This window comes from Nonomuraea sp. B5E05 (genome assembly GCF_039880665.1).
GTDB lineage: Bacteria > Actinomycetota > Actinomycetes > Streptosporangiales > Streptosporangiaceae > Nonomuraea.
The window spans coordinates 376,803-398,013 of the sequence record NZ_JBDPMJ010000003.1; the positions used below are offsets into that span (position 1 = coordinate 376,803).

The window sequence follows — 21,211 nt, forward strand, 5'->3', positions numbered from 1 at the left end:
ACCTCCGGATGACTACTCGCGGACCGCCCCTTGGAGCAGCCCGCGGACGAAATGGCGCTGGAGGAACAGATAGAAGATCACGACCGGCGTCGCCACGATCACCGAGCCGGCCGCCAGAAGGGTGAACCCGGAGGTGTACTGGCCCTGGAAGAAGGCCAGACCCAGCGGCGCCGTCCGCAACGACTCGCTGGTCACCATGATCAGCGGGATGAGGAACTCGTTCCAGGTCCACATGAAGACCAGGAGGGTCAGGGTGACGACGGCGGGCCGGGCCGGCGGCAGCAGCACCCGCCACAGGATGCGCCAGCTCGACGCTCCGTCGATGCGCGCGGCCTCGACGATCGCCCGGTTGGACGCCCGGAAGTACGCCCGCATCCAGAACGTGCCGAACGCCACCGACAGCGCGACCTGCGGCAGCGTCACCGACCAGAACGTGTCGATCAGGCCGAGCGTGCGCAGGTCGAAGTAGAGCGGGACCGCGATGGCCTCGCTCGGCATCATGATCCCGACGAGGAACAGGTAGAACAGCGCCGACTGGCCGCGAAAGCGCATGGTGCCGAAGGCGTACCCGCTCATGATCGACAGAACCACGCTCACGACCACGACGAACGCCGACACCAGCAGGCTGCTGCGCAGGTAGGTGCCGAAGTGCCCGATCTCCCAGGCCGCGGCGAAGTTGCCGAGCCCGGCCGTGTCGCCGCTGTCGGCGGGGCCGAGCGCGGCCGCCAGGATCGTCACGATGGGAAAGAGCGCGAACGCGGCGAACGCCGACAGGATGACGTAGTTGGCCACCCGCTCAGCGCGCGAGATCACGTGGTGCTCCTGTCCGCGAACCGGTTGATGCCGAACGAGATGGCGAAGATCACGACGGTGAGCGTCACGCCGATCGCCGCCGCGGAGCCGACCTGGCTCAGCCCGAAGGCCCGGTGGTAGACCTCGTACGACGGCACCGACGTGGAGTCGCCGGGCCCGCCGCGCGTCGTGACGTACACCAGGTCGAACGTGCGCAGCGCGGCGATCACGGTCAGCGTCAGCGCCACCGCGATCTCTCCGCGCACCGACGGCAGCGTGACGGCGAAGAACTCCTTGACGGCCCCGGCGCCGTCGAGCCGCGCCGCTTCGTACAGCTCGCCGGGGATGCGGCTCATCCCGGCCAGCAGCAGCACGGTCACCAGGCCCGTCTCGAACCACGTGCCGACCACCCCGACCGCGGGCAGCGCGAACGTGTGGTCGCCCAGCCAGCCCCGCGTCAGCGAGTCGAGCCCGAGCGCGCCGAGCAGGCTGTTGAGCGTGCCGTCGGGGGCGTAGATGCGCCGCCAGGCGACGGCCACCACGACCATGGCGATCACCTGCGGCAGGAACACCACGGTGCGGAAGAACCCGAGCCCGCGGACCTTGGCGTGGTGGAGGATCGCCGCCAGCGCCAGCCCGATGGCCAGCGGCACGACCGCGTAGAACACGATGAGCACCAGGGCGTGCCCGAACGCGGCCCGCAACCCCTCGTCGGCGACGATCGCCACGTAGTTGTCCAGGCCGGCCCAGCGGCCGAGCGACAACCCGTCCCAGTCGAAGAACGACAGGTGGACCGCGCGGCCGATCGGATAGAGCAGGAACGCCGCGTAGACCAGGAACGCCGGGAGCAGGTAGAGGTAGGCGACGCGGCGCGGCTCCCCCGGGGGCCGGGCCGCGCCCGTCCGCTGGGTCACCCGTTGCTCTCGGCGAACGTCTTGTAGTCCTTCTCCAGCGTGGCCAGGAACTCCTGCGGGCTCGCCTTCTCCGCCAGCAGGTCCTGCAGCGCCGCGCCCAGCGTGTCGGCGAACGTCGGGGTGGCGTAGTCGAGGTAGGGGACCAGCCCGTTCTTCGCGGTCACCGTGCCGAACGCGGTGAAGACGTCCTGCTGCGGGCCCTCGGGCACCTTCTGCGAGGCCGTGTCGGCGACGGGCAGGTTGCCGGTGTCGGTGAGCACTTTCATGGCGTCGGCGCTGGTGATGAAGTCGATGTACGCCGCCGCCGCCTCAGGGTGCGGGCTCTTGGCCGTGATCGCGAACGGCAGGCCGGTGCCCCCGGTCGCGACGGGTGCGGCGCCGGCCGTGGCGCCCGGCGGCAGGATGAAGCCGACGTCGTCGCCCAGGTTCTTCTGCAGGTCGGCGAGGAGCCACGTGCCCGCGATCATGAAGACGCCCTCGCCCTTGCCGAACGCCTGCCACGCCGGGTCGTAGCCCTGCCCGTTGAAGCCCTTGTTGAAGTAGCCCTTGCCGACCCAGTCGACGAGCTGCTGGGCGGCCCTGGTGTTCTCGGGCGTGTTCCACGAGGCGCCCTTGCGGCCGAAGGCCAGCGTGCGGATCTGGTCGGCGGGCACCTCGCGGCTCTGCACGGTGCCGAACACGTGCACGGCGGGCCACTTGTCGAGGTTGCCCAGCTGCATCGGCACCTCGCCGGCGGCCTTGGCCTTGGCCAGCGCCGCCTGGAACTCCTCCCAGGTCTTCGGCGGCTCCAGGCCCAGCTCGGTGAGCTTGGCGGCGTTGTAGAAGATGCCGACGACCTCACCGACCTGCGGCAGGCCGTACAGGTTGCCCTCGCCGAACAGCTTGCCGTCGGCGCTGTAGCGCGAGTAGCGCAGCACCGACTCCGGATAGCGCTCCTTCCACCCGTACGCCTCGGCGTAGGCGTCCAGCGGCAGCAGCTGGCCGGCCTTGACGAACGCGCCCATCGAGGAACGGCCGTTGTTGGCCTCCACCACGTCGGGCGGCTCGTTGCCGCTGAGCGCCAGGCGCAGGGTGGTGTTGAGATCGTCGAAGGAGCGGGACACCCGGTTGAGCTTGATGTTGGGGTATTTCGCCTCGAACGCGGCGTTGAGCTGTTTCATCTGGGCCGCCTGCCCGCCGCGCACCTCCTGGTCCCAGACCGTGAGAGTGACGTCGCCGAGGGTCGCGGCGTCGGTGCGGACCGCCGACGCGCTCGGCTGCGAGGGGGTGGCCGCCGGCGGGGCCGAGGAGCCGGGCGCGCACGCCGTGAGGGCCAGGGCCGCCGCGGCGAGCGCGGCGAGCGTCCTGGAACCCGGCGATCTCGTGCTCCGGCCTTCTCGCGTCGGGGCGATCATGGTGTTACTCCTTCTGCGCAGGCACGCGAGACGTGGCCGGGCCCTCGTCGCCGGGGTCGTCGGACGCCTCGTGGGGGGTCTGGTGCGGCTGCGTACCCGTGGCTCCGGGCGGCATGCCCACGTCGGCGTAGCGGGCGATGGTGGCCGCGGCGCGGCGGACCGCGCCCACCGGGACGGTGGGCACCAGCCGGTCGAGGAAGGCGTAGCGGCGGGCCAGCGAGCTGCCGTAGGCGCCGCTGTGGTCGGCCGCCGCGCGCACCTCGTGCCACCAGTCGGCGATGTCGCCCCAGCCGGGCGCGGCCAGCGAGCCGCCGAACTGCTGCACCGCGAGCCCCGCGCAGACCTGCGCGAAGGCCAGCCGGTCGGCGAGCGGCCAGCGGCACAGCGTGCCGAGCACGAGTCCGGCGCCGAAGACGTCGCCCGCGCCGGTGGGGTCGAGCGCCGTCACCCGTGGCGCGGGGACGAACGCCTCCTCGCCCGTCGTGGAGTCGATGGCCATGGCGCCGTTGGCCCCGTCGGTCACCACCGCGAGGGGGACCTTGTCGGCGATCGCGTAGAGCGCGTCGCGCGGGGTGTCGGCGCCGGTGTAGGCCATCGCCTCGATCGCGTTGGGCATGAACGCGTGGCAGAAGGACAGCTGATCGAGCATCGACGCCGGCCAGGAGCCCGACGGATCCCAGCCGACGTCCGCGAAGATGAGGGCGCCGTTCCGGTGGGCCGGCTCGGCCCAGTTGCTCGAGCCGCCGGGCGAGCCGAGCGGCTCGTCGGGAGAGATCGTCACGATCACCGCCCTGGAGCGGGGCGGGGAGCCGATCATCTCGGCGCTCGCCATGGGGGCGGGGTGGCCGTGCGTCACCATGCTGCGGTCGCGGTCGACCGCCATCGAGACCGTCACCGGCGAGTGCCAGTGCTCGAAGCGCCGCGACCTGGACAGGTCGACCGCCTCCTGCTCCTCTAGCGTGCGCCAGCAGAAGTCGCCGTAGTCGTCGTCGCCGAACGCGGCGGCCAGCGCGGTGCGCAGGCCCAGCCGGCTGGTCGCGATGGCCAGGTTGGCGATGCCGCCGGGGCACGAGCCCATGCCCTCGGCCCAGATCTCGGTGCCCGCGGCGGGCATGGCGGGCAGGCCGGTGAAGATGATGTCGAGGAAGACGGTGCCCGCCAGGAACACGTCGAACTGCGGACCCTCCGGGGTGCGCTCTTCGGCGAGAGGGTCGTACGCCTGGGCAGACACGGGGATGGGGCCTCCTCGACACTCTGATTGTGCGCAATCTTGCATGTTTGCTCGCGTACTTCAAGTGCTTTGCCGGTGTTTTTGCGCAGTGATGCTCACTCTTGCGCGGATTTGACTGATAGACTCGCGCCGTGCTCCAGCGCCTCCGGCATGCCGAGATCATGCGAAGGGTCCGGCTCTCCGGCGCGACCAGCGTCCGCGATCTCGCCAGCCAGCTGGGCGTGAGCCCGTCCACCATCCGCAGGGACCTCGAGGTGCTCGACCGCGACGGCACGCTCAGGCGGGTCCGCGGCGGCGCCCTGGCCGACGCCGACGACGACCGGCCCTTCGCCGAGGTGGCCGGGGTCGACGAGCAGGACAAGGAGGCCGTGGCCGCACGGGCCGCGCAACTCGTCGCCGACGGCGAGGTGCTGCTGCTCGACATCGGCACCACGACGATGCGGCTGGCCCGGCGGCTGCGCGGCCGGCGGGTCACGGTGGTCACTTCCAGCCTGGCCGTGCTCGACGCGCTCCGCTCCGACTCGGCGGTCGAGCTGCTGCTGCTCGGCGGCATGGTGCGCAGGACGTACCACTCGCTGGTCGGGGTGCTCACCGAGGCGGCGCTGAGCCAGGTCGTCGCCGACCGGGTGTTCCTGGGAGCCAGCGGCGTGCGGCCCGACGGGCAGCTCGTCGACACCACGCTGGCCGAGGTCCCGCTGAAGCGCGCCATGATCGCGGCGGCCGAGCAGGTGGTGCTGCTCGTCGACCGGCACAAGTTCCCCGGCACCGGCGCCCTGCGGGTGTGCGGGCCCGAGGACATCGACGTGATCGTCACCAATGGGGGCGCCGACGAGACGACGCTGGGCGCCTGCGTCGCGGCGGGCGCCCAGGTGCTTCTCACATGAAGGGATGCGGATGAGACTGGCCGTCCTCGGTGGCGGAGGCTTCAGGGTCCCGCTCGTCCACGGCGCGCTCCTGCGCGACGCCGCCAAGCCGCGCGTGGAGGAGGTGGTGCTCTACGACGTGTCCGCCGAGCGGCTCGAGGCCGTGCGGCACGTGCTGCGCTCCCAGGCCGCCGGGCACGACGACCCGCCCGAGGTGCGCGTCACCACCGACCTGGACACCGCGCTGCGCGACGCGGACTTCGTCTTCTCCGCCATCCGCGTCGGCGGGCTGGCGGGCCGCGTCGCCGACGAGCGGGTCGCTCTGGAGCTGGGCCTGCTCGGCCAGGAGACGACCGGTCCGGGCGGCATCGCCTACGGCCTGCGCACCGTCCCCGTCGCGGTGCGGGTGGCCGAGCGGGTGGCCGCCCTCGCCCCCCAGGCCTGGGTCATCAACTTCACCAACCCCGCCGGCATGATCACCGAGGCCATGCGCCAGGTGCTCGGCGACCGCGTGATCGGCATCTGCGACTCGCCGATCGGGCTGGTGCGCCGGGCCGCCGCCGCGCTCGGGGTCGACCCGGCACGCGTGTCGCCCGCGTACGTGGGGCTCAACCACCTCGGCTGGTTGTGCGGCCTGACCCACCAGGGCGAGGACGTCCTGCCCCGCCTGCTCGCCGACGACGCGGCGCTGCGGCAGGTGGAGGAGGCCCGCGTCTTCGGCGCCGACTGGGTGCGCACGCTGGGCGCGATCCCCAACGAATACCTGTACTACTACTACTTCACCCGCGAGTCGGTCGCCGCGATCTCCGGCCGCACCCGCGGCGAGACCCTGCTGCGGCAGCAGGACGACTTCTACGCTGCCGTGCGGGCCCGGCCGGGCGACGCCCTGGCCGCATGGGAGAGGGCCCGCAGGGAGCGCGACGAGTCGTACATGGCCGAGGCCCGCGACGTGACCGCGGCCGGCGAGCGCGACGCCGCCGACCTGGAGGCGGGCGGCTACGAAGGCATCGCGCTCGCGCTCATGGCCGCCATCGCGCGCGGGGAGCCGTCCACCATGATCCTCAACGTGCGCAACGGCGGCGCGGTGCCCGGGCTGCCCGCCGAGGCGGTCGTGGAGATCCCGTGCGCGGTGGGCGGCGGAGGAGTGCGACCGCTGGCCGCCGGCCCGCTCCCCGGCCGCTTCCTCGGCCTGGTCCAGCAGGTGAAGGCGGTGGAGCAGACGGCCATCGAGGCGGCGCTGTCGGGGTCGCCGCGGCTGGCGGCGGCGGCGTTCGCGCTGCATCCGCTGGTCGACTCGGCGGGGGTGGCCCGCGAACTGCTCGACGGCTACCGTGCCCGCATCCCAGAGCTGGACGCGGTCTTCTCCCGGCCCTGATCCGCGCGGGTCTTCGACGCGCGGCGAGTCACTCACCAGGACACCGCATGCCAGGAGGGGCCTGTCACCAGCTGAGCACCCGCAACGGGGCCCTGTCCCCGGCAGGCTCGGCTCGCGTGCGCAGCTCCGGCACGGCATCGCGCAGCACCTTGATCCCGAGCGGCACGAGCACCAGGCACAGGGCAGCGCCTGACAGAACCCCGTCGATCAGCTCGCTCCTCTTCAGCACACCGGTCCACAGCCAGCCCGAGAACAGGAACAACACCAGCCGCCCGGTGCCGAACGTGCCCGAGCGGAAGGCGGCCAGACCGAGGAGCAGTGTTCCGATGTAAAGGCCGAAGGCCGCGGAAACCGGCACGCGCCAGGGCCCGTAGGAGATGTCCGCGTACAGGTCCATCACGATCTCGGTCGTCCGCTCCAGCCCGAGCGTCCCGATGAGTTGCAGGGCCGTCTCGTCCACACCCGCCCAGTACAGGCGCGAGAACAGCCCCACGACCACCATCGCGCCGCCCACGCGGGCCGGCCAGGGCGATCGGGCGGCAGCCACCCGGGCCAGGACGACGATGGCCAGGCACAACACGATGGCTCCCGCCGTGTAACAGGCGTAGCCGGCCGTGGCCAGCCCCGGGTTCACGGTGTAGGCGGCCAGTTGCTCGGGCGCGGCGAACGGCTGCGTGGCGAAGTACGCCCGCTGCTGCGGCGTGAACTCCGCCGTGCTCTGCGCCAGGTGGCGCAGCGTCAACCCGGCGAACCACAGGAGCGGCCCGAGCACCAAGGCGCCGCCTCCGAGGAAGCGCCCGGGAAACCAGGCATTGTGGTGAACCGACGTGGGAGCGATGGTGATCAGTGGCATGCCAGGAAGCCTGGCGCGCGGGGGGAGGCCGCCACATCTGCCGTTCGGCATGTAGGAATGTTCACTTTAGTCAGGGGTGCCGCGGGAGAACCGATCCGTGAGACAGCGTGTAGGCGAGAGTCCGACGGGCCGTACAGTTTCTGATCATCCCTATCACTCCCTTACATGCCCCATAATAGGGAGCGTTATGGAGCATTACACCGTGGAGCAGGTCGCGGCCCAGCTGGGGCTGCACGTCAAGACCGTGCGCAACTACGTGCGTGAAGGACGGCTGCCCGCCGTCCGGATCGGCAAGCGGTACCGCATCGCCAAGGAGGACCTGGCGGCGTTCACCGGCCTGCCGGTCGCCGCGCCCGCTCCCGCGCGCCGCGCCGAGGTGTCGAGCATCGTGCAGATCGACGGCATCGCCAGGGCCGACATGGATCGTGTCAGCACGATGGTCCTGGGCGCCCTGGCCGGCGAGCCGAGCGGGCTGCGCGTGGAGTTCGTCCACGACGAGGAGCGCTCCCACCTGAAGATCATCATTCTGGGCGGGCTCGAGGAGACCGCCCAGGTGCTGCGGATCGTCGACGCCCTCGTGCGCGAATGACCTCGCCGCGCCCCTGATCACCGTCTGGAGACCACCATGCCCGACCTGTACGTCTGTGACCCGCACGGCGAGCTCCTGCGCGAGGCCCGCGACGCGCTCGACCTGATCGGCGAGGCCTGGGGGCGGCAGGCCACCTGGGTGGCCGTCCCCATGGAGCGACTGCACGACGACTTCTTCGTCCTGCGCAGCGGTGTCGCGGGAGAGTTCGCGCAGAAGTTCGTCAACTACCGGATCGGCCTGGCGGTGGTCGGCGACGTCTCCCGCCACGCCCCTCCCGGCTCCGCGCTGGCGGCGTGGGTGACCGAGTCGAACCGTGGCGAGCACATCTGGTTCGTACGCGACCTCGACGAGCTGGCGGAACGGCGGTCGGGCCGGGACGACGCCGCCGACCAGCGCTGAGGCGAGCGGGCCGGGCGGCGGGCTCAGCCGGACTTGACGGCCGCCTCGATGCCGTCGAGGAGCACGGCCAGGCCGACGGCGAACGTCTCGCCGACCCGGTGTTCGAGGTAGGGCTCGTCCGTCGCGGGCTCGTCGTCCTCCGACTCCACCCACGTCACCATGGGGAACCGGGCGGCGAACCCGGGCGCCACCTCCTCCAGCAGCGACGAGCGGGCCTGCCACCACTCCTCGTCGGACACCCCGGTCGCCGATGGCGCCTGCCGCGACTCCGAGACCGTCCTCGCCGCGCCTCGGACGAAGTCGGACAGCAACGCCACGACCCCCCGCAAGCGGCGCGGCCGCAGGCCGGTCTCGCGCAGGATCCGGACCAGGCCGTCCAGCATCGCGAACTCGTTGGGCCCCAGCACCGGCCGCGCCTGCGACACCTGCAGCACCCACGGATGCCGCAGATAGAACGCCAGCACGTGCTCGGCCCACGACGTGACGGCCGCCCGCCACCCGCCGCTCAGGTCGTGCCCGGTGGGCACCTCCGCCAGGGCCCGGTCGTACATCAGGTCGACCAGCTCGCCCTTGCTCGGCACGTAGGTGTAGAGCGCCATCCCGGTGCGGCCGAGCCGCTCGCCGACCCTGCGCATGGACAGCGCCGCCATGCCCTCGCTGTCGGCCACGGCGATGGCGGCGTCGACGATCGCGTCGACACTCAGCCCCGGCTTGGGGCCGGGCCGCACCTCTCCCGGCTCTCCCGTGCGCCACAGCAGCGCCATCGAACGGCGTGCGTCACCCTGCCCGGCGAAGACGACCAACGCGGAACTCCCCACGCGGAACAAACTCTTTACGCCATAAAGGCTATCAGCGGGCGCCTCTGCGGGCGGCCACCGCGGCGATCATCTCCCAGGCCGCCTCCGGGTGGAGCGTCTCGTCCGGGTCGCCGGAGAAGGGGTCGAGGACGACGGTCTCCGCACCGAGCAGGCGCAGTTGCTCGAGGTCGTCGGCGATCTGCTCGATCGTGCCCTCGCCCGCGAGCCGCTCGGGGCCCGTGACGGGCGACGCGGTGACCCGCAGCAGAATCCTGGGCGCCAGGTCGGGCGCCGGCCGTCCCTGCTCGGCGGCGAGGTCTTTCAGCCGCGGCCACGTCTCCCGCAGGTAGGACATGGTGTTCCTGAGCGGGTGCCAGGCCTCGCCGAAGCGTGCCGCCCTGCGCAGCGCCGCGTCGCTGTTGCCGCCCACCCAGATCGGTATGGCGCCGGAGCGGTAGTCGTGCTCGGCGGCCCAGGCGGCGCGAATCGCCGCGAGATGCTCGTCGGTCAGCCGGCCGCGCCGCTCGTGCGCCACGCCGAGCGCCTCGAACTCCTGCCGCGCCCACCCGACGCCGACACCCAGCACCAGCCGACCGCCGCTGAGGTCGTTGAGGTTGGCCGCCATGCGGGCCACGAGCAGCGGGTGCCGGTAGGGGACGATCAGCACGGTCGTGCCGAGGGCGATGCGGCTGGTGCACCCGGCGAGCCAGGCGAGGGTGGTGAAGGGCTCGTAGAAGGGCGCCGGATATTTCTGCGCCACGTCGGGGGTGATCACCACGTGGTCGGACACCATCAGCAGGTCGAGCCCCAGCCCTTCGGCGGTCTGCGCCCACCGCCGCAGGATGCAGGGGTCGGTGCCGGGGCCGAAGTTGGGAACGTTCACGCCAAGTCGCACCGGGTCAGGCTACCGAATGCGGACGACCGGAACACGCGGCGGAGAAGCCGTGATCCCGGCACCCCTGCGGTGGGGGCCGGGATCAGGCGGGCCGCGGGATGTCAGCGGCTGAGCCAGTCGAACACCCAGCTGCGGTCGCCCCGGTGCGGCTTGCCGTGCCCGTGTCCGTGCCCGTGTCCGTGCCCGTGGCCGGGGGCGCAGGCGTCGATGTCGCGGGTGCCGGCGAACCTTCCGTGATGCGTCACGTGGTGGTAGGTCGAGTCTTCGTTCAGCGCGAGGTCACAGTGGTGCGGGTGCCGGCCGGAGTCGGCGGCGGCCGTGCCGGCCCCGAACACCACGACCGCCGCGGCCAGTGCACCGCCGGTGGCGATGAGGGTACTTCTCATGATCTCCCCCTGTAATCACGAAGTGACATCCGTCATCACTATACGTAGCGATCTTGTGGGGGCAGGGAGCGCCACGCGCTTTTTTGATCAACGGGGCGGGCCGCCCAGGACTACGGTCTGACCGCCCGCAGATAGCGCAGCAGCGGCCACAGGTCGCCTTCGGCCTGCACGCGGAACCCGGCAGCCGGCAGCCGGCACCAGTGCGGCCGGGGTCTCCCTGGGGTCGTGCCCCAGGGCGTGCCCGCTCACCAGGCCGGTCAACCGGCGCGCGAGCGGCCGGCGCGGCGGCCGGAACTCCGCGATCAGCAGCCTGCCGCCCGGACGCAGCACGCGGAACATCTCACGGACGGCGGTCTCCCGCGCCCCGGCCGGGATGTGGTGCACGGCCAGGCTGGAGACCACCACGTCGAACGGCCCGCCGGGCAGGTCCAGCGCCTGCCCCTCGCCCACCAGGTAGACGCAGTTCGCCGGGGCGCGGTGGCGGGCGTAGGCGATCATCCGCGGCGACGGGTCCACCCCGACGACCTGGCCCCCGGGTGCCACCAGCGGCGCCAGGCGGCGGGTGAGGTAGCCGGTGCCGCAGCCCACGTCCAGCACCCGGTCGCCGGGTCCGGCGCCGGCCACTGCGGCCAACTGCGTGAACACCAGCCGCCTGCGCCCCGCGTAGCCCAGCCGGGAGAACAGCTCGTAGGCGCGTGGATGGTCGATGGTGCCGGAATGCTCGCGGTGGTGGCGCAGGAGCTTTCCGCGGCCCATGCCGGTCACCTCCTGTTCGGTCGGCACCTCATCAGCCTGCCCCGACGGCGGTCAGGCAAGCAGGACCTCCGCCCCGACGGGCCGGTATCCCGCCGCGAGGAACGCCCGTACGGCGGCCGCGCCGCACCTCCGCGAGGAGTTCCGTCAGCGAATTTATGATCTACATCGTAAAGGGGGGCGGCGGGGTCATTTCCGCAGATCGCGTACGGCGGCCAGGTAGGCCCGGATGGCGTCGCGGTTGCGGGCGAGGCAGTCGATACGCTGCTGGATGCGCTCCGCCTCCGCCTCCAGGAGGCCTGCGAGCTCGGGCGTGAGGCATTCCGGGTGCAGGTGGATCCCGCCCGGCCCGTCGAGGAACGGGAGGATGCGGCGGATGATCTCCGTCGTGAGCCCCGAGTCGAGCAGGCCGCGGATCTGCTGGACCCGCTGCACGGCCGAGGGCGGGTAGACGCGGTAGCCGTTGTCCGCGCGTTCCGGGTGGAGGAGGTCCTGCTCCTCGTAGTAGCGCAGCATGCGCGTGTGGACGCCGGTGCGCCGGGAGAGCTCCCCGATTCTCATGGCAGGCCTCGGTCCGCTGGGATTTGCCTTCACACTGATGTGAAGGTTTCAGCCTAGTCCCATGGCTGATGGGGTGCACGACCGGAGAATGCCGTGGCCGGGACTGCTGGCGTTGTTCGCGGCTGCGTTCACGGCGGTGATGACGGAGTTGCTGCCCGCCGGGCTGCTGCCGCAGATCGGAGCGGCGCTGGAGGTGCCGGAAGGGCGGGCCGGGTTCCTGGTGACGGCGTACGCGGTGGCGTCGTTCCTGGCGGCGATCCCGCTGACGGCGCTGCTGCGGCGCTTCGCCCGGCGGCCGGTGCTGGTGGGGACGCTGGTGGGGTTCGCCGCCTGCAACGCGGCGACCGCGCTGTCCTCGTCGTACGCGGTGACGTTCGGGGTCCGGGTGCTGGCCGGGGCGATGGGCGGGATCCTGTGGGCGATGCTGGTCGGTTACGCGGCGCGGATGGTGCCGCCCGAGCGGCGGGGGCGGGCGATCGCGATCGTCTCCGCCGGGATCACGGTGGCGTTGTGCGCGGGCATCCCGGCGGGTGCGGCGCTGGCCGGGACGTTCGGATGGCGGGCCGCGTTCGGCGCGCTGGCCGTCGCGGCGGTCGTCCTGGTGGGGTGGGTGCTGGCCACGGTCCCCGGCTTCCCCGGCGAGACGGCGGCCGGACGCGTGCCGTTGCGGCGGGTCGCCGCCGTTCCCGGGGTCGCGACGGTGCTGGGGGTGACGGTGCTGGTGCTGGTGGCGCACCAGGCGGTGTACACGTACCTGGCGCCGCTCGCCGCGCTGACCGGGGCCGGGCGGACGAGCGCGGTGCTGCTGGTGTTCGGCGTGGGGACGGTCGCGGGGATCTGGGTGGTGGGCGCGGTCATCGACCGGGCCCTGCGCGTGACGCTCGTGGTGGTGCTGGCCGTGGTGGCGGGGGCGATGGTCGTGCTGGGCGCGCTCGGGGGGCCGGTCTCCCTAGTGGCGGTGGCGCTGTGGGGCGCGGCCTTCGGAGGCGTGCCGACGTTGCTGCAGACGGCGCTGGTGAACGCGTCGGGGCCGGAGAACGCCGACGTGGCCACCTCCATGCAGACCACGGTGTACAACGCCGGCATCGCGGGCGGGTCGCTGGCCGGCGGGCTGGTGCTGGAGGGCGCCGGCGCGGGCGCGCTGCCGTGGACGGCCCTGCCGCTGGTGGCGGTCGCCCTGGCGATCGTGCTCGCGGCGCGCCGGCACGCATTCCCCGGCCGCCGGGCCGCTGGAGACCGTGCCTGGCCAGGGGCTCGACGAGTTCGCGTGCCTCGTACGACAGGTGGGACAGCAGGTTGCCGGTGAGCGGTCCACGGCGGCGCGCGGGTTGCCGAGGCCGCCCGGCGCAGGTGAACGGGCGCGTCAGGTGAAGACCTCGGAGAGGAACGTCGTCAGGGCCGCGGTCACCTCCGCGGGCCGTTCCAGCGGAGCCAGATGACCCGTGTCCGGCAGGTCGAGGCGGCGGGCCCCGGGGATGCCTTCCGCGAGCAGGCCGGACACCTCCTGGATGCCGGGCACGTCCGACAGGCCGTTGACCACCAGGGCAGGCACGGCGATCTCGGACAGCCGGGTGGCCGCGGGCGGGTCGAGGTGGCGTTCGGCTGACCTGGGGCCGGACCACGACCGTTGGAACACCAGCCCGCACATCTCCACCGCCGCCGCCCACACCTCGCCGGAGAGGGCATCACGACCGCGGTCAGGGCCGGCGACCTGCCACAAGGTGTGAGCCTCGGCCATCGCGCGCACGTCGGCCGGGTCGACGTGGCCCGCGGCGCCGGCGCGGTAGCGGGTCAGCCGGTCGGGCGGCACCGAGGCGTGCACGCGGTCGCGGGCCTGATCGAGCATCGCCCGCGGCCACCGGTGACCGGCCAGGCCCGAGCTGATCAGGGCGAGCGCGACGACCCGCCCGGGGGCGGCGAGCGCGGCCTCCACGGCGTACGCGCCGCCCATCGAGCAGCCGATCAGGGCCGCCCGCTCGATCTTCATGGCGTCCATGACGGCGAGCAGGTCCTCGTGATGGCAGACCTCGCCCTCGGCGTCGCCGGACCGGCCGTGGCCGCGCCAGTCGTAGCGGATCACGCGGTGGCGTCGCGACAGCGCCGCGAACTGGTGGTCCCACATGCGCATGTCGGCCACCCCCGCGTGCGCCAGGACCACGGTGCCCGCCGGCTCCTCGGGGCCGGCCTCTTCGCAGGCGATCTCAACGCCGCCGATCGTCACCATGCCGGGGACGCTACCGCGGGACGGTCGAGCGAGCGCGGCCGTTCGCCGTGGGCACAGTCGCGGGCACAGCCCTGGGCACAGCCGCGGGAACGGCTCTTCGGGGGGAGGCCCATCCCCCTCGCGGGGGAGCCCCGTCACCGGCCCCGTCGGCAGAGTCGGTGCCATGAGAATCGTGATGGCGGGTGTCGCATGGACGGGTCTGTACGTGGCGTCGAAGGTCGTCTACGCCCTGGAGGGCAAGCTGGGCGTCACCGGCGGGCCACAGGTGTCGCCGGACAGCTACCTCCCCTACGGGCCCGGCGAGGTGGCGCTGGCGCAGTGGGGCAACGTGGCGTCCGGGGTGGTGATCATGGCGATCCTGCTGGCGGGACGGGTCCGGTTCACGGGGCGCCTGCCGTACCTGGTGGTGCTCTGGGCGCACTGGGTCTGCACGGCGGTCGCCGCGGTGGGCGCGGTGGGGATGACGGGTGGCGCGCTGGTGACCGATCGCGGGGGCGCGGTTTTCGGCGCCTACTGCGCCGTGTGGGCGGTGCTGCTGTTCCTGGCCACGCGTGACGTACGCCGCAGGCACCACGCGCGGCGGCCGCTCGGGGAGCACCGGGCGAAAAGCGGTGGCCGCGCCCCGGCCCGGTATCAGAAGATCGGAGACGTCCAGGAACGGTGACACCGGATGGAGAGGGGTCCGTATGCGCACCTGCATGGCCGACGCCGCCGCTTCGAGGCGAGGGCCCGAGACGCCTCACTGACGGGGATCTGCCCGTCGGACCGCCGCGACGGCGGTGCGATGCGGCAGATCTTCCGCGGGCACAGGGCCGCCGGACCCACTCCGGCGCATGAGGCTCCTCGCCTGGAGCGGTCGCACGCGCACACGACCGTTTCCCTTCTTTCCGAGGAGCTCTTTTGCGTGCCCTCACCTCCGCGCGGCTCGGCGCGGACTTCACCCGACTCTGGGCCGCCTCCGCGGTCTCCAACCTCGGCGACGGCATCACCATGGCCGCCGGGCCGCTGCTCGTCGCCTCCCTCACGAACGACCCGGCGCTCGTCGCCGGCGCCGCCTTCGCCCAGCAACTGCCGTGGCTGCTCTTCGCGCTGATCAGCGGCGCGTACGCGGACCGGCTCGACCGGCGCAGGCTCATCGTCGCCGTCAACCTGCTGCGTGCCCTGGTGCTCGGCGCGCTGACCGTCTCCGTGGCCACGGACACGACCGGCATCCCCGTCATCTACCTGGCGTTCTTCCTGCTCGGCACGGGTGAGACGCTCGCCGACACGGCCAGCGCGGCGATGGTGCCCGCCATCGTGGCACCCGAGCGGCTCGCCGCCGCCAACGCGCGGCTGATGGCCACCTTCACCGTCGCCAACCAGTTCCTGGCCAAGCCGATCGGCGCGGGGCTGTTCGCCGCCGCGGCGGCCCTGCCGTTCGGGGTGGACGCGGTGTCGTTCGCGGTCGCGGCCGCGCTGGTGGCCACCGTACGGCCGGTGCCCGCGCAGCCGCGGGACGGCACCGGCGGGCTGCGCGCCGAGATCGCGGCCGGGCTGCGGTGGTTGTGGCGCCACCGCCTGATGCGCACGCTCGCGCTCAGCATGGGACTGGCCAACATCGTGTTCTGCGCGGCGTTCGCGGTCTTCGTCCTGTACGCGCGCCACCGGCTGCGGCTGGACGAGGTGGGCTACGGGCTCCTGCTCACCACGTTCGGCGTCGGCGGGCTGACCGGCACGGCGCTGGCGGTGCGGCTGCGGGCCAGGTTCGGGGCGGCGGCCCTGCTGCGGGCGGGGCTGATCATCGAGGCCGGCACCCACGCCGCGCTGGCCGCCACGACCGTCCCGCTGGTCGCGGCGGCGGTGCTGGTCGTGTTCGGGATCCACACCATGGTGTGGGGCGTGGTCGCGACGACGTTGCGGCAGCAGGTCGTGCCCGCCCGTCTGATGGGCCGGGTGAGCGGGGCCGGCGCGCTGATCGACGTCGGAGGCGCGGCACTCGGGTCTCTCCTGGGCGGGCTGCTGGCCCGGACCACGACGATCACGGCGCCGTACTGGCTGGCCGCCGCCGTCACGACCGCCATCGCCGCGGCCGCGTGGCGGCCGCTCGCCGAAGCCAGGTCCAGCCACGCGGCCGCCGGGGCGAGGGCGCTGTGAACGCGTACCCGCTCGGCCCTGCGCTTCCGATCACACACGTGGGTGGCCAGCCGCCGTGCGTCAGCCGTTCGGCGTCGGCCACGATGCATTCGCCGAAGTCCAGGAACGTGCGGATCTGCGCCCGGTGGCGCTCGGCGGCGGGGACCTTGACCTGGCCGGCGACGAAGGCGACCGCCTCGTCCGGCAGTTCGGAGCGGCCCTCGGGGAAGCGGCCGTACTGGGCGACGTCCAGGGTGCGTGCCACGGGGTGCCGGTCCCCTCTTCTACGCTCAGGACGATGGCGGCCGGTCGGCCGCCGCGGGCGTACTACAGAAGGAAAGTGTCGAGAACATGCGGAGGCGGCACTTTCCTTCCCCGAATCGCATCCCATCCTGGACATACATGCTGTGCGGTGTCCCAAGAACCCACGAAGTGCCGATACCGATTGGTAAGTCGGCACTTCGGTTCCGGTAGGCGGGTCGCCTCCTTCCGGCATCAACCGATCGGTTGATGCCGGAATCCACCATCCCGCTCTCCGGCCGGACGATCCGCCAGCCCCGTCCCCCGCGAGATCTTCAAGGCATGCCAACACACCGGGAGCCCGCTCTGCGCACCATCGGACTCCGCAAAGCCTTCGGCGACCATCTGGCCGTCGACGACATCCACCTGACCGTCCCCGCCGGATCCTTCTACGGTCTTGTCGGCCCCAACGGCGCCGGCAAGACCACCACCCTGGCCATGGCCGTCGGCCTGCTCCGCCCCGACGCCGGCGGCGCCGAGATCTTCGGCGTCGACGTCTGGCGTGACACCGTTCAGGCCAAGGGACTGATCGGCGTGCTGCCCGACGGCAACGCCATGCCGGAACGGCTCACCGGCCGCGAGGTTCTCACCTACCTCGGCCTGCTGCGCGGCCTGCCGCCCGCCGTCGTCGCCGAGCGCACCGACGAACTCCTCCAGATCCTCGAACTCGACTCCGCCGAGCGGACCCTGGTCATCGAGTACTCCACCGGCATGCGCAAGAAGATCGGCCTGGCCATCGCCCTCCTGCACGCGCCCCGCCTGCTCGTCCTGGACGAGCCTTTCGAGGCCGTCGACCCCGTCTCGGCGGCCACGATCAAGACCATCCTGCGCAGGTTCGCAGCCAACGGCGGCTCCATAATCATCTCCAGCCACGTCATGGCCCTCGTCGAGCAGCTCTGCGATCACGTGGGCGTCATCTCCGACGGCCGCGTCGTGGCCGCCGGGCCGCTGGCCGACGTACGCGGCGCCGTAACCCTGGAGGACGCCTTCGTCCACCTCGTCGGCGCCCGCACCGGAGGAACGGAGGGACTGGCATGGCTCACGGCCTGACCCTCAGCCCGGCCGCCCTGGCGCAGCACATGATCCGCATGCGGCTGGCCCTCATGCGCAACTCCCTGCGCGGCGACAACGCCACCAACCTCTACACCGGAGTCTCGGCCGGGCTGATCCTGGCTTTCGCGACGATCGCCGTCGCCGTCCTGTGGCCCGCCTACCTGCCCCTCACTCTGGCCGGCTGGCTCTGCGGCTGGATCTTCGGCCCCATCTTCATCGGAGGCGGCAGCGAGGCCCTCCGCCCCGAATACTTCTCCATGCTCCCGGCCACGCCAGGCCGGATCGCGGCGGCCCTGCTCGCCGGAGCCTTCGCGGGCCCCGCACCCGCCGTCAACCTCATCGCCCTGCTGTCCCTGCCCGTGTACGGCTGGCGCTTCGGCCCGGCCGGAGTGCTCATCGGCCTGGTAGCGGCCGTCACCACGCTCATCACGATGGTGATGATCTCCCGCGTCATCGTGGCGCTCATCGGCCTTTTCGTCAGATCCCGCGCCACCGCGGCCGCCGTCGGCATCGTGACCGGCACCGCCATCGCCCTGTGCAGCAACGGCTGGGCACCCGCCGTAGCTCTGGGCGGCACCGACACCGCCTCCTGGTCCCAGATCCTCCTGCGCGTCCTGCCCTCCGGATGGGGCGTGGCCGCCATCGAAGCCTCATGGCCCCTCGCCCTCGCCATCCTCGTCGCCAATGCCGGCGTGATCGCCCTCCTCCTGGCCGCCTGGGCCAGTCTGCTGTCACGACGCGTCGTCTCGGCCGCACGCGGCGGCGTGCCGCCCCGCCGCGGCACGCCCCGCCCCTTTCCCAGCACCAGCGGCGCCCGCATCGCCGCCGCCAAGGAACTGCGCGCCTGGTGGCGTGACCTCGTCCGCATCCAGCTGCTCGCCACCGCCTTCTCCTACGCCATCGTCACCCCCCTCCTGCTCCTCGCCCTCGACGCCTGGATCATGGTCCCCTTCGCGGGACTCATCGCGATCGTCATGGCCGCCGCGTCCTCGGCCAACCTCTACGGCGCCGACGGCACCGCCCTCTGGCTCACCCTCATGACCCCCGCCGCGGAACGCACCGACGTCCGCGGCCGCCAACTGGCCTGGCTCCTCATCGTCGGCCCGGCCGCCGTCACCCTTTCCCTGGCCGGCACCACCATCAGCGGCCTGACCTGGGCCTGGCCGTGGGTACTCGGCCTGCTCCCCGCCCTCCTCGGCGGCGGCGCCGGACTCATCGTCCTGCTCGCCGTCACCTCGCTCGTCCCCGGCACCGACCCCCACAAGCGCGGCGGCAACCCGCTCAGCACCGGCGCCGACGAAACCGCCGAAACCAGCCTCGCCTACCTCGTGCTTGTCGCGGTCCCAGCCACCGCCCTGCCCACGGCCGGCGCCATCCTCCTTCACCCCTGGGCCGGCATCGCCACCGGTGTGCTGACCGGCGCCCTCAGCGCCTGGGGTCTCGGCAGGATCGCGTACCGCAGACTCGAGAACCATGGAATCGATCTGCTCAACCTCATGAAGCACGGCCCGGCGCCCCAGGCCGACAAGCCCACCACCGCCGACCTCCCCGTCCAGCACCGCATCGGCGTCACGATCAGCTACACCATCGCCTGGCTTCCCCTGTTCCCCCAGGGCCTCGTGCCGATGGTCATGAAGATCTTCGGCATCGGGGACCGTTCCTGGTTCCTCGCCCTGCATCTCCCGCCGATCTGGCAATGGCCCACCATCATCTTCATGATCGCTCTGGGGCTGCTCATGTACGGCTACGCCATCCTCATCCCCATGCGCCTAAACTCGCCCTCACCTGCCACCACCAGGTGAAACCCATCCATACGCCGTAAGGAGGGCGCGCCCCGGATGAACGATCCCTTCCCGCTCTCCGCCTGGGAACGACGCTTCGAGCGTGTCGCCGAGATCGTCCCCTACATCACCCTCGCTGTTTCCCTGGTCATCAGCCTGGTCTCACGCGAGCAGGCCAACGGCGGGATCCCCCGTACCCTCGCGCTCACCGCCCTGGCCCTCGCCTGGATTCTCGGCGCCCACACCCTCATCCCCGCCTCCGTGCGCCGGCGCCGGGTCGTCATCACCGTTCACTTCGCCGGCGTCCTGGCCACCGCCGCACTGCTGACCCTCCACCACCCAAGCTTCATCATCTACTGCATCTCCGGCTTCTTCCTCGCCGCCCACTTCGCTCCCTCCAAGTGGACCTTCGCCGCCGTCGCCGCCACTTCCTTCGTCCTGTACGGCTCATCGCTCGACTGGACCCAGGCCACCATCCAGCTCATCGTCTTCTACCTGGCGATCATCGCTGTGCAGACCGTCGCCATCGGCGGCGGCTCCATCGCAGGCATCAAGATCGAGGACCGGCAGCGCAGATACCGCAAAGCAGTCAACGACCTCCAGACCGCCCTGGAGGAGAACGCCGACCTCCACGCCCAGCTCCTCACCCAAGCCCACGAGGCCGGCATCCTCGACGAACGCCAGCGCATGGCACGCGAGATCCACGACACCCTCGCCCAAGGCCTCACCGGCATCATCACCCAGCTACGTGCCGCCCAACGCGTCGAGGACTCCGACACCCACGTCAAACTCGCGCTCACCCTCGCCCAGGACAGCCTCACCGAAGCCCGCCGCTCCGTCGCCGCCCTCCAGCCCCAGCAGCTCGAAGACGCCCACCTCCCCGAAGCCATGACCACCCTGGCCCGCAACTGGAGCCAGAGCACCGGCGTCAACCTCCACGTCGAAGTGACCGGCGACCGCGTCCCCCTCAGCCCCGCCATCGAGGTCACCCTCTTCCGCGTCGCCCAGGAAGCCCTCGCCAACGTCGCCAAACACGCGGGCGCCACCCGCGCCGGCCTCACCCTCTCCTACACCGGCACCGTCGTCCTGCTCGACATCCGCGACAACGGCACCGGCAACCACAACCCCAACGGCAAAGGATTCGGCCTCAGCAGCATGAGACAACGCCTACGCGGCGTCGGCGGCTCCCTCGAAATTGAGAGCACGCCCGGCGAAGGCACCGCCGTCAGCGCCACCGTCCCCGCGCTCCAAGGAACCCCCCGGTGATCCGCCTCCTCATCGTCGACGACCACCCCATCGTCCGCGACGGCCTGCGCGCCGCCTTCGAAGCCGAACCCGGCATTTACGTCGCCGGCGAAGCCGCCAACGGCCGCGAAGGCATCGACCGCGCTGCCGCACTCGAGGTCGACATCGTCCTCATGGACCTGCGCATGCCTGAAATGGACGGTGTCGCCGCCATCACCGCCCTGCGCCACTTCCACCCTCACATCAAGGTCCTCGTCCTGACCACCTTCGACGGCGACTCCGACGTCCTGCCCGCCATCGAAGCCGGCGCCACTGGCTACCTCCTCAAAGACGCCCCCACCGACGAACTCCTGCGCGCTGTCCGCGCCGCCGCCGCCGGCGAGCCGGTCCTGTCCCCCTCGGTCGCCGGCCGCCTGATGGGCCAGGTACGCCGACCCGTCAAGGCGGCCCTCACCGACCGCGAACTGCAGGTCCTCGCCCTCGTCGCTGACGGCGCCTCCAATCGCCAGGCGGCCGCCAAACTTTTCATCAGCGAGGCCAGCATCAAAACCCACCTGCTGCACATCTACGACAAACTCGGCGTCCGCGACCGCGCCGCCGCCGTCGGCGAGGGGTATCGACGCGGTTTGCTCAGTTAGGCGACCAACGACCGGGACGCCATGGCCAAGCACGCCCGACGCCGGTAACCGCCCGC

Annotated in this window: 23 protein-coding genes; 11 read left to right on the forward strand and 12 right to left on the reverse strand. The window is 72.0% G+C overall.

Annotation, left to right across the window (positions count from 1 at the left end):
- Positions 1 to 12: 12 nt before the first annotated feature.
- Genes ABGB01_RS08120 through ABGB01_RS08135 form a run of 4 tightly spaced genes read right to left on the reverse strand, consistent with a single transcriptional unit; the run spans position 13 to position 4,331 of the window.
- Complete coding sequence (locus tag ABGB01_RS08120; RefSeq protein ID WP_347771852.1) at positions 13 to 813, reverse strand: carbohydrate ABC transporter permease; 801 nt, start codon at positions 811 to 813, stop codon at positions 13 to 15.
- On the reverse strand, positions 810 to 1,706 hold the full coding sequence (locus ABGB01_RS08125; protein ID WP_347771854.1) for a sugar ABC transporter permease: 897 nt from the start codon (positions 1,704 to 1,706) through the stop codon (positions 810 to 812). Before ABGB01_RS08125 ends, ABGB01_RS08120 begins: the two co-directional genes overlap by 4 nt.
- The gene (locus ABGB01_RS08130; protein WP_347771856.1) at positions 1,703 to 3,100 is read right to left on the reverse strand and encodes an extracellular solute-binding protein; all 1,398 of its coding nucleotides are present in this window, start codon (positions 3,098 to 3,100) and stop codon (positions 1,703 to 1,705) included. The genes ABGB01_RS08125 and ABGB01_RS08130 overlap by 4 nt, the downstream gene beginning before the upstream one ends.
- Before the next feature lie 4 nt (positions 3,101 to 3,104).
- Positions 3,105 to 4,331, reverse strand: a complete 1,227-nt coding sequence (locus ABGB01_RS08135) for a PfkB family carbohydrate kinase (protein WP_347644425.1) — start codon at positions 4,329 to 4,331, stop codon at positions 3,105 to 3,107.
- A gap of 131 nt (positions 4,332 to 4,462) precedes the next feature.
- On the opposite strand from ABGB01_RS08135, the gene ABGB01_RS08140 reads away from it, so the two are divergent.
- On the forward strand, positions 4,463 to 5,215 hold the full coding sequence (locus tag ABGB01_RS08140; protein WP_347771858.1) for a DeoR/GlpR family DNA-binding transcription regulator: 753 nt from the start codon (positions 4,463 to 4,465) through the stop codon (positions 5,213 to 5,215).
- 10 nt (positions 5,216 to 5,225) lie between these two features.
- Positions 5,226 to 6,569, forward strand: a complete 1,344-nt coding sequence (locus ABGB01_RS08145; protein WP_347771860.1) for a 6-phospho-beta-glucosidase — start codon at positions 5,226 to 5,228, stop codon at positions 6,567 to 6,569.
- Positions 6,570 to 6,633: 64 nt separating this feature from the next.
- Here ABGB01_RS08145 and ABGB01_RS08150 read toward each other — a convergent pair whose 3' ends face one another.
- Entirely contained in the window at positions 6,634 to 7,422 is a 789-nt protein-coding gene (locus ABGB01_RS08150; protein ID WP_347771862.1) for a hypothetical protein, read from the reverse strand.
- Positions 7,423 to 7,609: 187 nt separating this feature from the next.
- On the opposite strand from ABGB01_RS08150, the gene ABGB01_RS08155 reads away from it, so the two are divergent.
- On the forward strand, positions 7,610 to 8,011 hold the full coding sequence (locus ABGB01_RS08155; protein ID WP_347771864.1) for a helix-turn-helix domain-containing protein: 402 nt from the start codon (positions 7,610 to 7,612) through the stop codon (positions 8,009 to 8,011).
- Positions 8,012 to 8,047: 36 nt separating this feature from the next.
- On the forward strand, positions 8,048 to 8,410 hold the full coding sequence (locus tag ABGB01_RS08160; protein ID WP_347771866.1) for a DUF4180 domain-containing protein: 363 nt from the start codon (positions 8,048 to 8,050) through the stop codon (positions 8,408 to 8,410).
- A 23-nt stretch (positions 8,411 to 8,433) separates the two neighbouring features.
- Here ABGB01_RS08160 and ABGB01_RS08165 read toward each other — a convergent pair whose 3' ends face one another.
- From ABGB01_RS08165 to ABGB01_RS08185, 5 genes are all read right to left on the reverse strand, one after another.
- Positions 8,434 to 9,213 carry a TetR/AcrR family transcriptional regulator C-terminal domain-containing protein gene (locus tag ABGB01_RS08165; RefSeq protein ID WP_347772115.1) on the reverse strand — a complete coding sequence of 260 codons (780 nt, stop codon included), beginning with the start codon at positions 9,211 to 9,213 and terminating at the stop codon, positions 8,434 to 8,436.
- Positions 9,214 to 9,259: 46 nt separating this feature from the next.
- Entirely contained in the window at positions 9,260 to 10,102 is an 843-nt protein-coding gene (locus ABGB01_RS08170) for an LLM class flavin-dependent oxidoreductase (protein WP_347771868.1), read from the reverse strand.
- Positions 10,103 to 10,203: 101 nt separating this feature from the next.
- A complete protein-coding gene (locus ABGB01_RS08175; RefSeq protein WP_347771870.1) occupies positions 10,204 to 10,488 on the reverse strand; it encodes a hypothetical protein in 285 nt (94 codons plus the stop codon).
- Between the two features lie 87 nt (positions 10,489 to 10,575).
- Positions 10,576 to 11,271: a class I SAM-dependent methyltransferase gene (locus ABGB01_RS08180; RefSeq protein ID WP_347771872.1), complete on the reverse strand. Its 696-nt coding sequence runs from the start codon at positions 11,269 to 11,271 to the stop codon at positions 10,576 to 10,578.
- A gap of 159 nt (positions 11,272 to 11,430) precedes the next feature.
- Positions 11,431 to 11,802 carry a MerR family transcriptional regulator gene (locus ABGB01_RS08185; protein ID WP_347771874.1) on the reverse strand — a complete coding sequence of 124 codons (372 nt, stop codon included), beginning with the start codon at positions 11,800 to 11,802 and terminating at the stop codon, positions 11,431 to 11,433.
- Between the two features lie 61 nt (positions 11,803 to 11,863).
- Between ABGB01_RS08185 and ABGB01_RS08190 the strand changes: the two genes are divergently transcribed.
- On the forward strand, positions 11,864 to 13,108 hold the full coding sequence (locus ABGB01_RS08190; protein ID WP_347771876.1) for an MFS transporter: 1,245 nt from the start codon (positions 11,864 to 11,866) through the stop codon (positions 13,106 to 13,108).
- A gap of 57 nt (positions 13,109 to 13,165) precedes the next feature.
- On the opposite strand, the gene ABGB01_RS08195 is transcribed toward ABGB01_RS08190, so the two are convergent.
- Entirely contained in the window at positions 13,166 to 14,026 is an 861-nt protein-coding gene (locus tag ABGB01_RS08195; protein ID WP_347771878.1) for an alpha/beta fold hydrolase, read from the reverse strand.
- 163 nt (positions 14,027 to 14,189) lie between these two features.
- On the opposite strand from ABGB01_RS08195, the gene ABGB01_RS08200 reads away from it, so the two are divergent.
- Together ABGB01_RS08200 and ABGB01_RS08205 are read left to right on the forward strand one after the other, a co-directional pair.
- Positions 14,190 to 14,690, forward strand: coding sequence for a hypothetical protein (locus ABGB01_RS08200; protein ID WP_347771880.1), 501 nt, complete (start codon positions 14,190 to 14,192; stop codon positions 14,688 to 14,690).
- A gap of 236 nt (positions 14,691 to 14,926) precedes the next feature.
- A complete protein-coding gene (locus tag ABGB01_RS08205) occupies positions 14,927 to 16,159 on the forward strand; it encodes an MFS transporter (RefSeq protein ID WP_347771882.1) in 1,233 nt (410 codons plus the stop codon).
- Here the strand turns inward: ABGB01_RS08205 and ABGB01_RS08210 are convergent.
- A complete protein-coding gene (locus ABGB01_RS08210; RefSeq protein ID WP_347771884.1) occupies positions 16,074 to 16,403 on the reverse strand; it encodes a hypothetical protein in 330 nt (109 codons plus the stop codon). The genes ABGB01_RS08205 and ABGB01_RS08210 overlap by 86 nt on opposite strands.
- A gap of 317 nt (positions 16,404 to 16,720) precedes the next feature.
- Here ABGB01_RS08210 and ABGB01_RS08215 point away from each other — a divergent pair, with 317 nt between their 5' ends.
- Genes ABGB01_RS08215 through ABGB01_RS08230 form a run of 4 tightly spaced genes read left to right on the forward strand, consistent with a single transcriptional unit; the run spans position 16,721 to position 21,155 of the window.
- On the forward strand, positions 16,721 to 17,488 hold the full coding sequence (locus ABGB01_RS08215) for an ABC transporter ATP-binding protein (protein WP_347771886.1): 768 nt from the start codon (positions 16,721 to 16,723) through the stop codon (positions 17,486 to 17,488).
- Positions 17,473 to 19,293: a hypothetical protein gene (locus tag ABGB01_RS08220; protein ID WP_347771888.1), complete on the forward strand. Its 1,821-nt coding sequence runs from the start codon at positions 17,473 to 17,475 to the stop codon at positions 19,291 to 19,293. Before ABGB01_RS08215 ends, ABGB01_RS08220 begins: the two co-directional genes overlap by 16 nt.
- Positions 19,294 to 19,329: 36 nt before the next feature.
- Positions 19,330 to 20,538 (forward strand): sensor histidine kinase, encoded by a 1,209-nt coding sequence (locus ABGB01_RS08225; RefSeq protein WP_347771890.1) that lies wholly within the window; start codon positions 19,330 to 19,332, stop codon positions 20,536 to 20,538.
- Positions 20,535 to 21,155: a response regulator transcription factor gene (locus ABGB01_RS08230; protein WP_347771892.1), complete on the forward strand. Its 621-nt coding sequence runs from the start codon at positions 20,535 to 20,537 to the stop codon at positions 21,153 to 21,155. Before ABGB01_RS08225 ends, ABGB01_RS08230 begins: the two co-directional genes overlap by 4 nt.
- Positions 21,156 to 21,211: the final 56 nt, after the last annotated feature.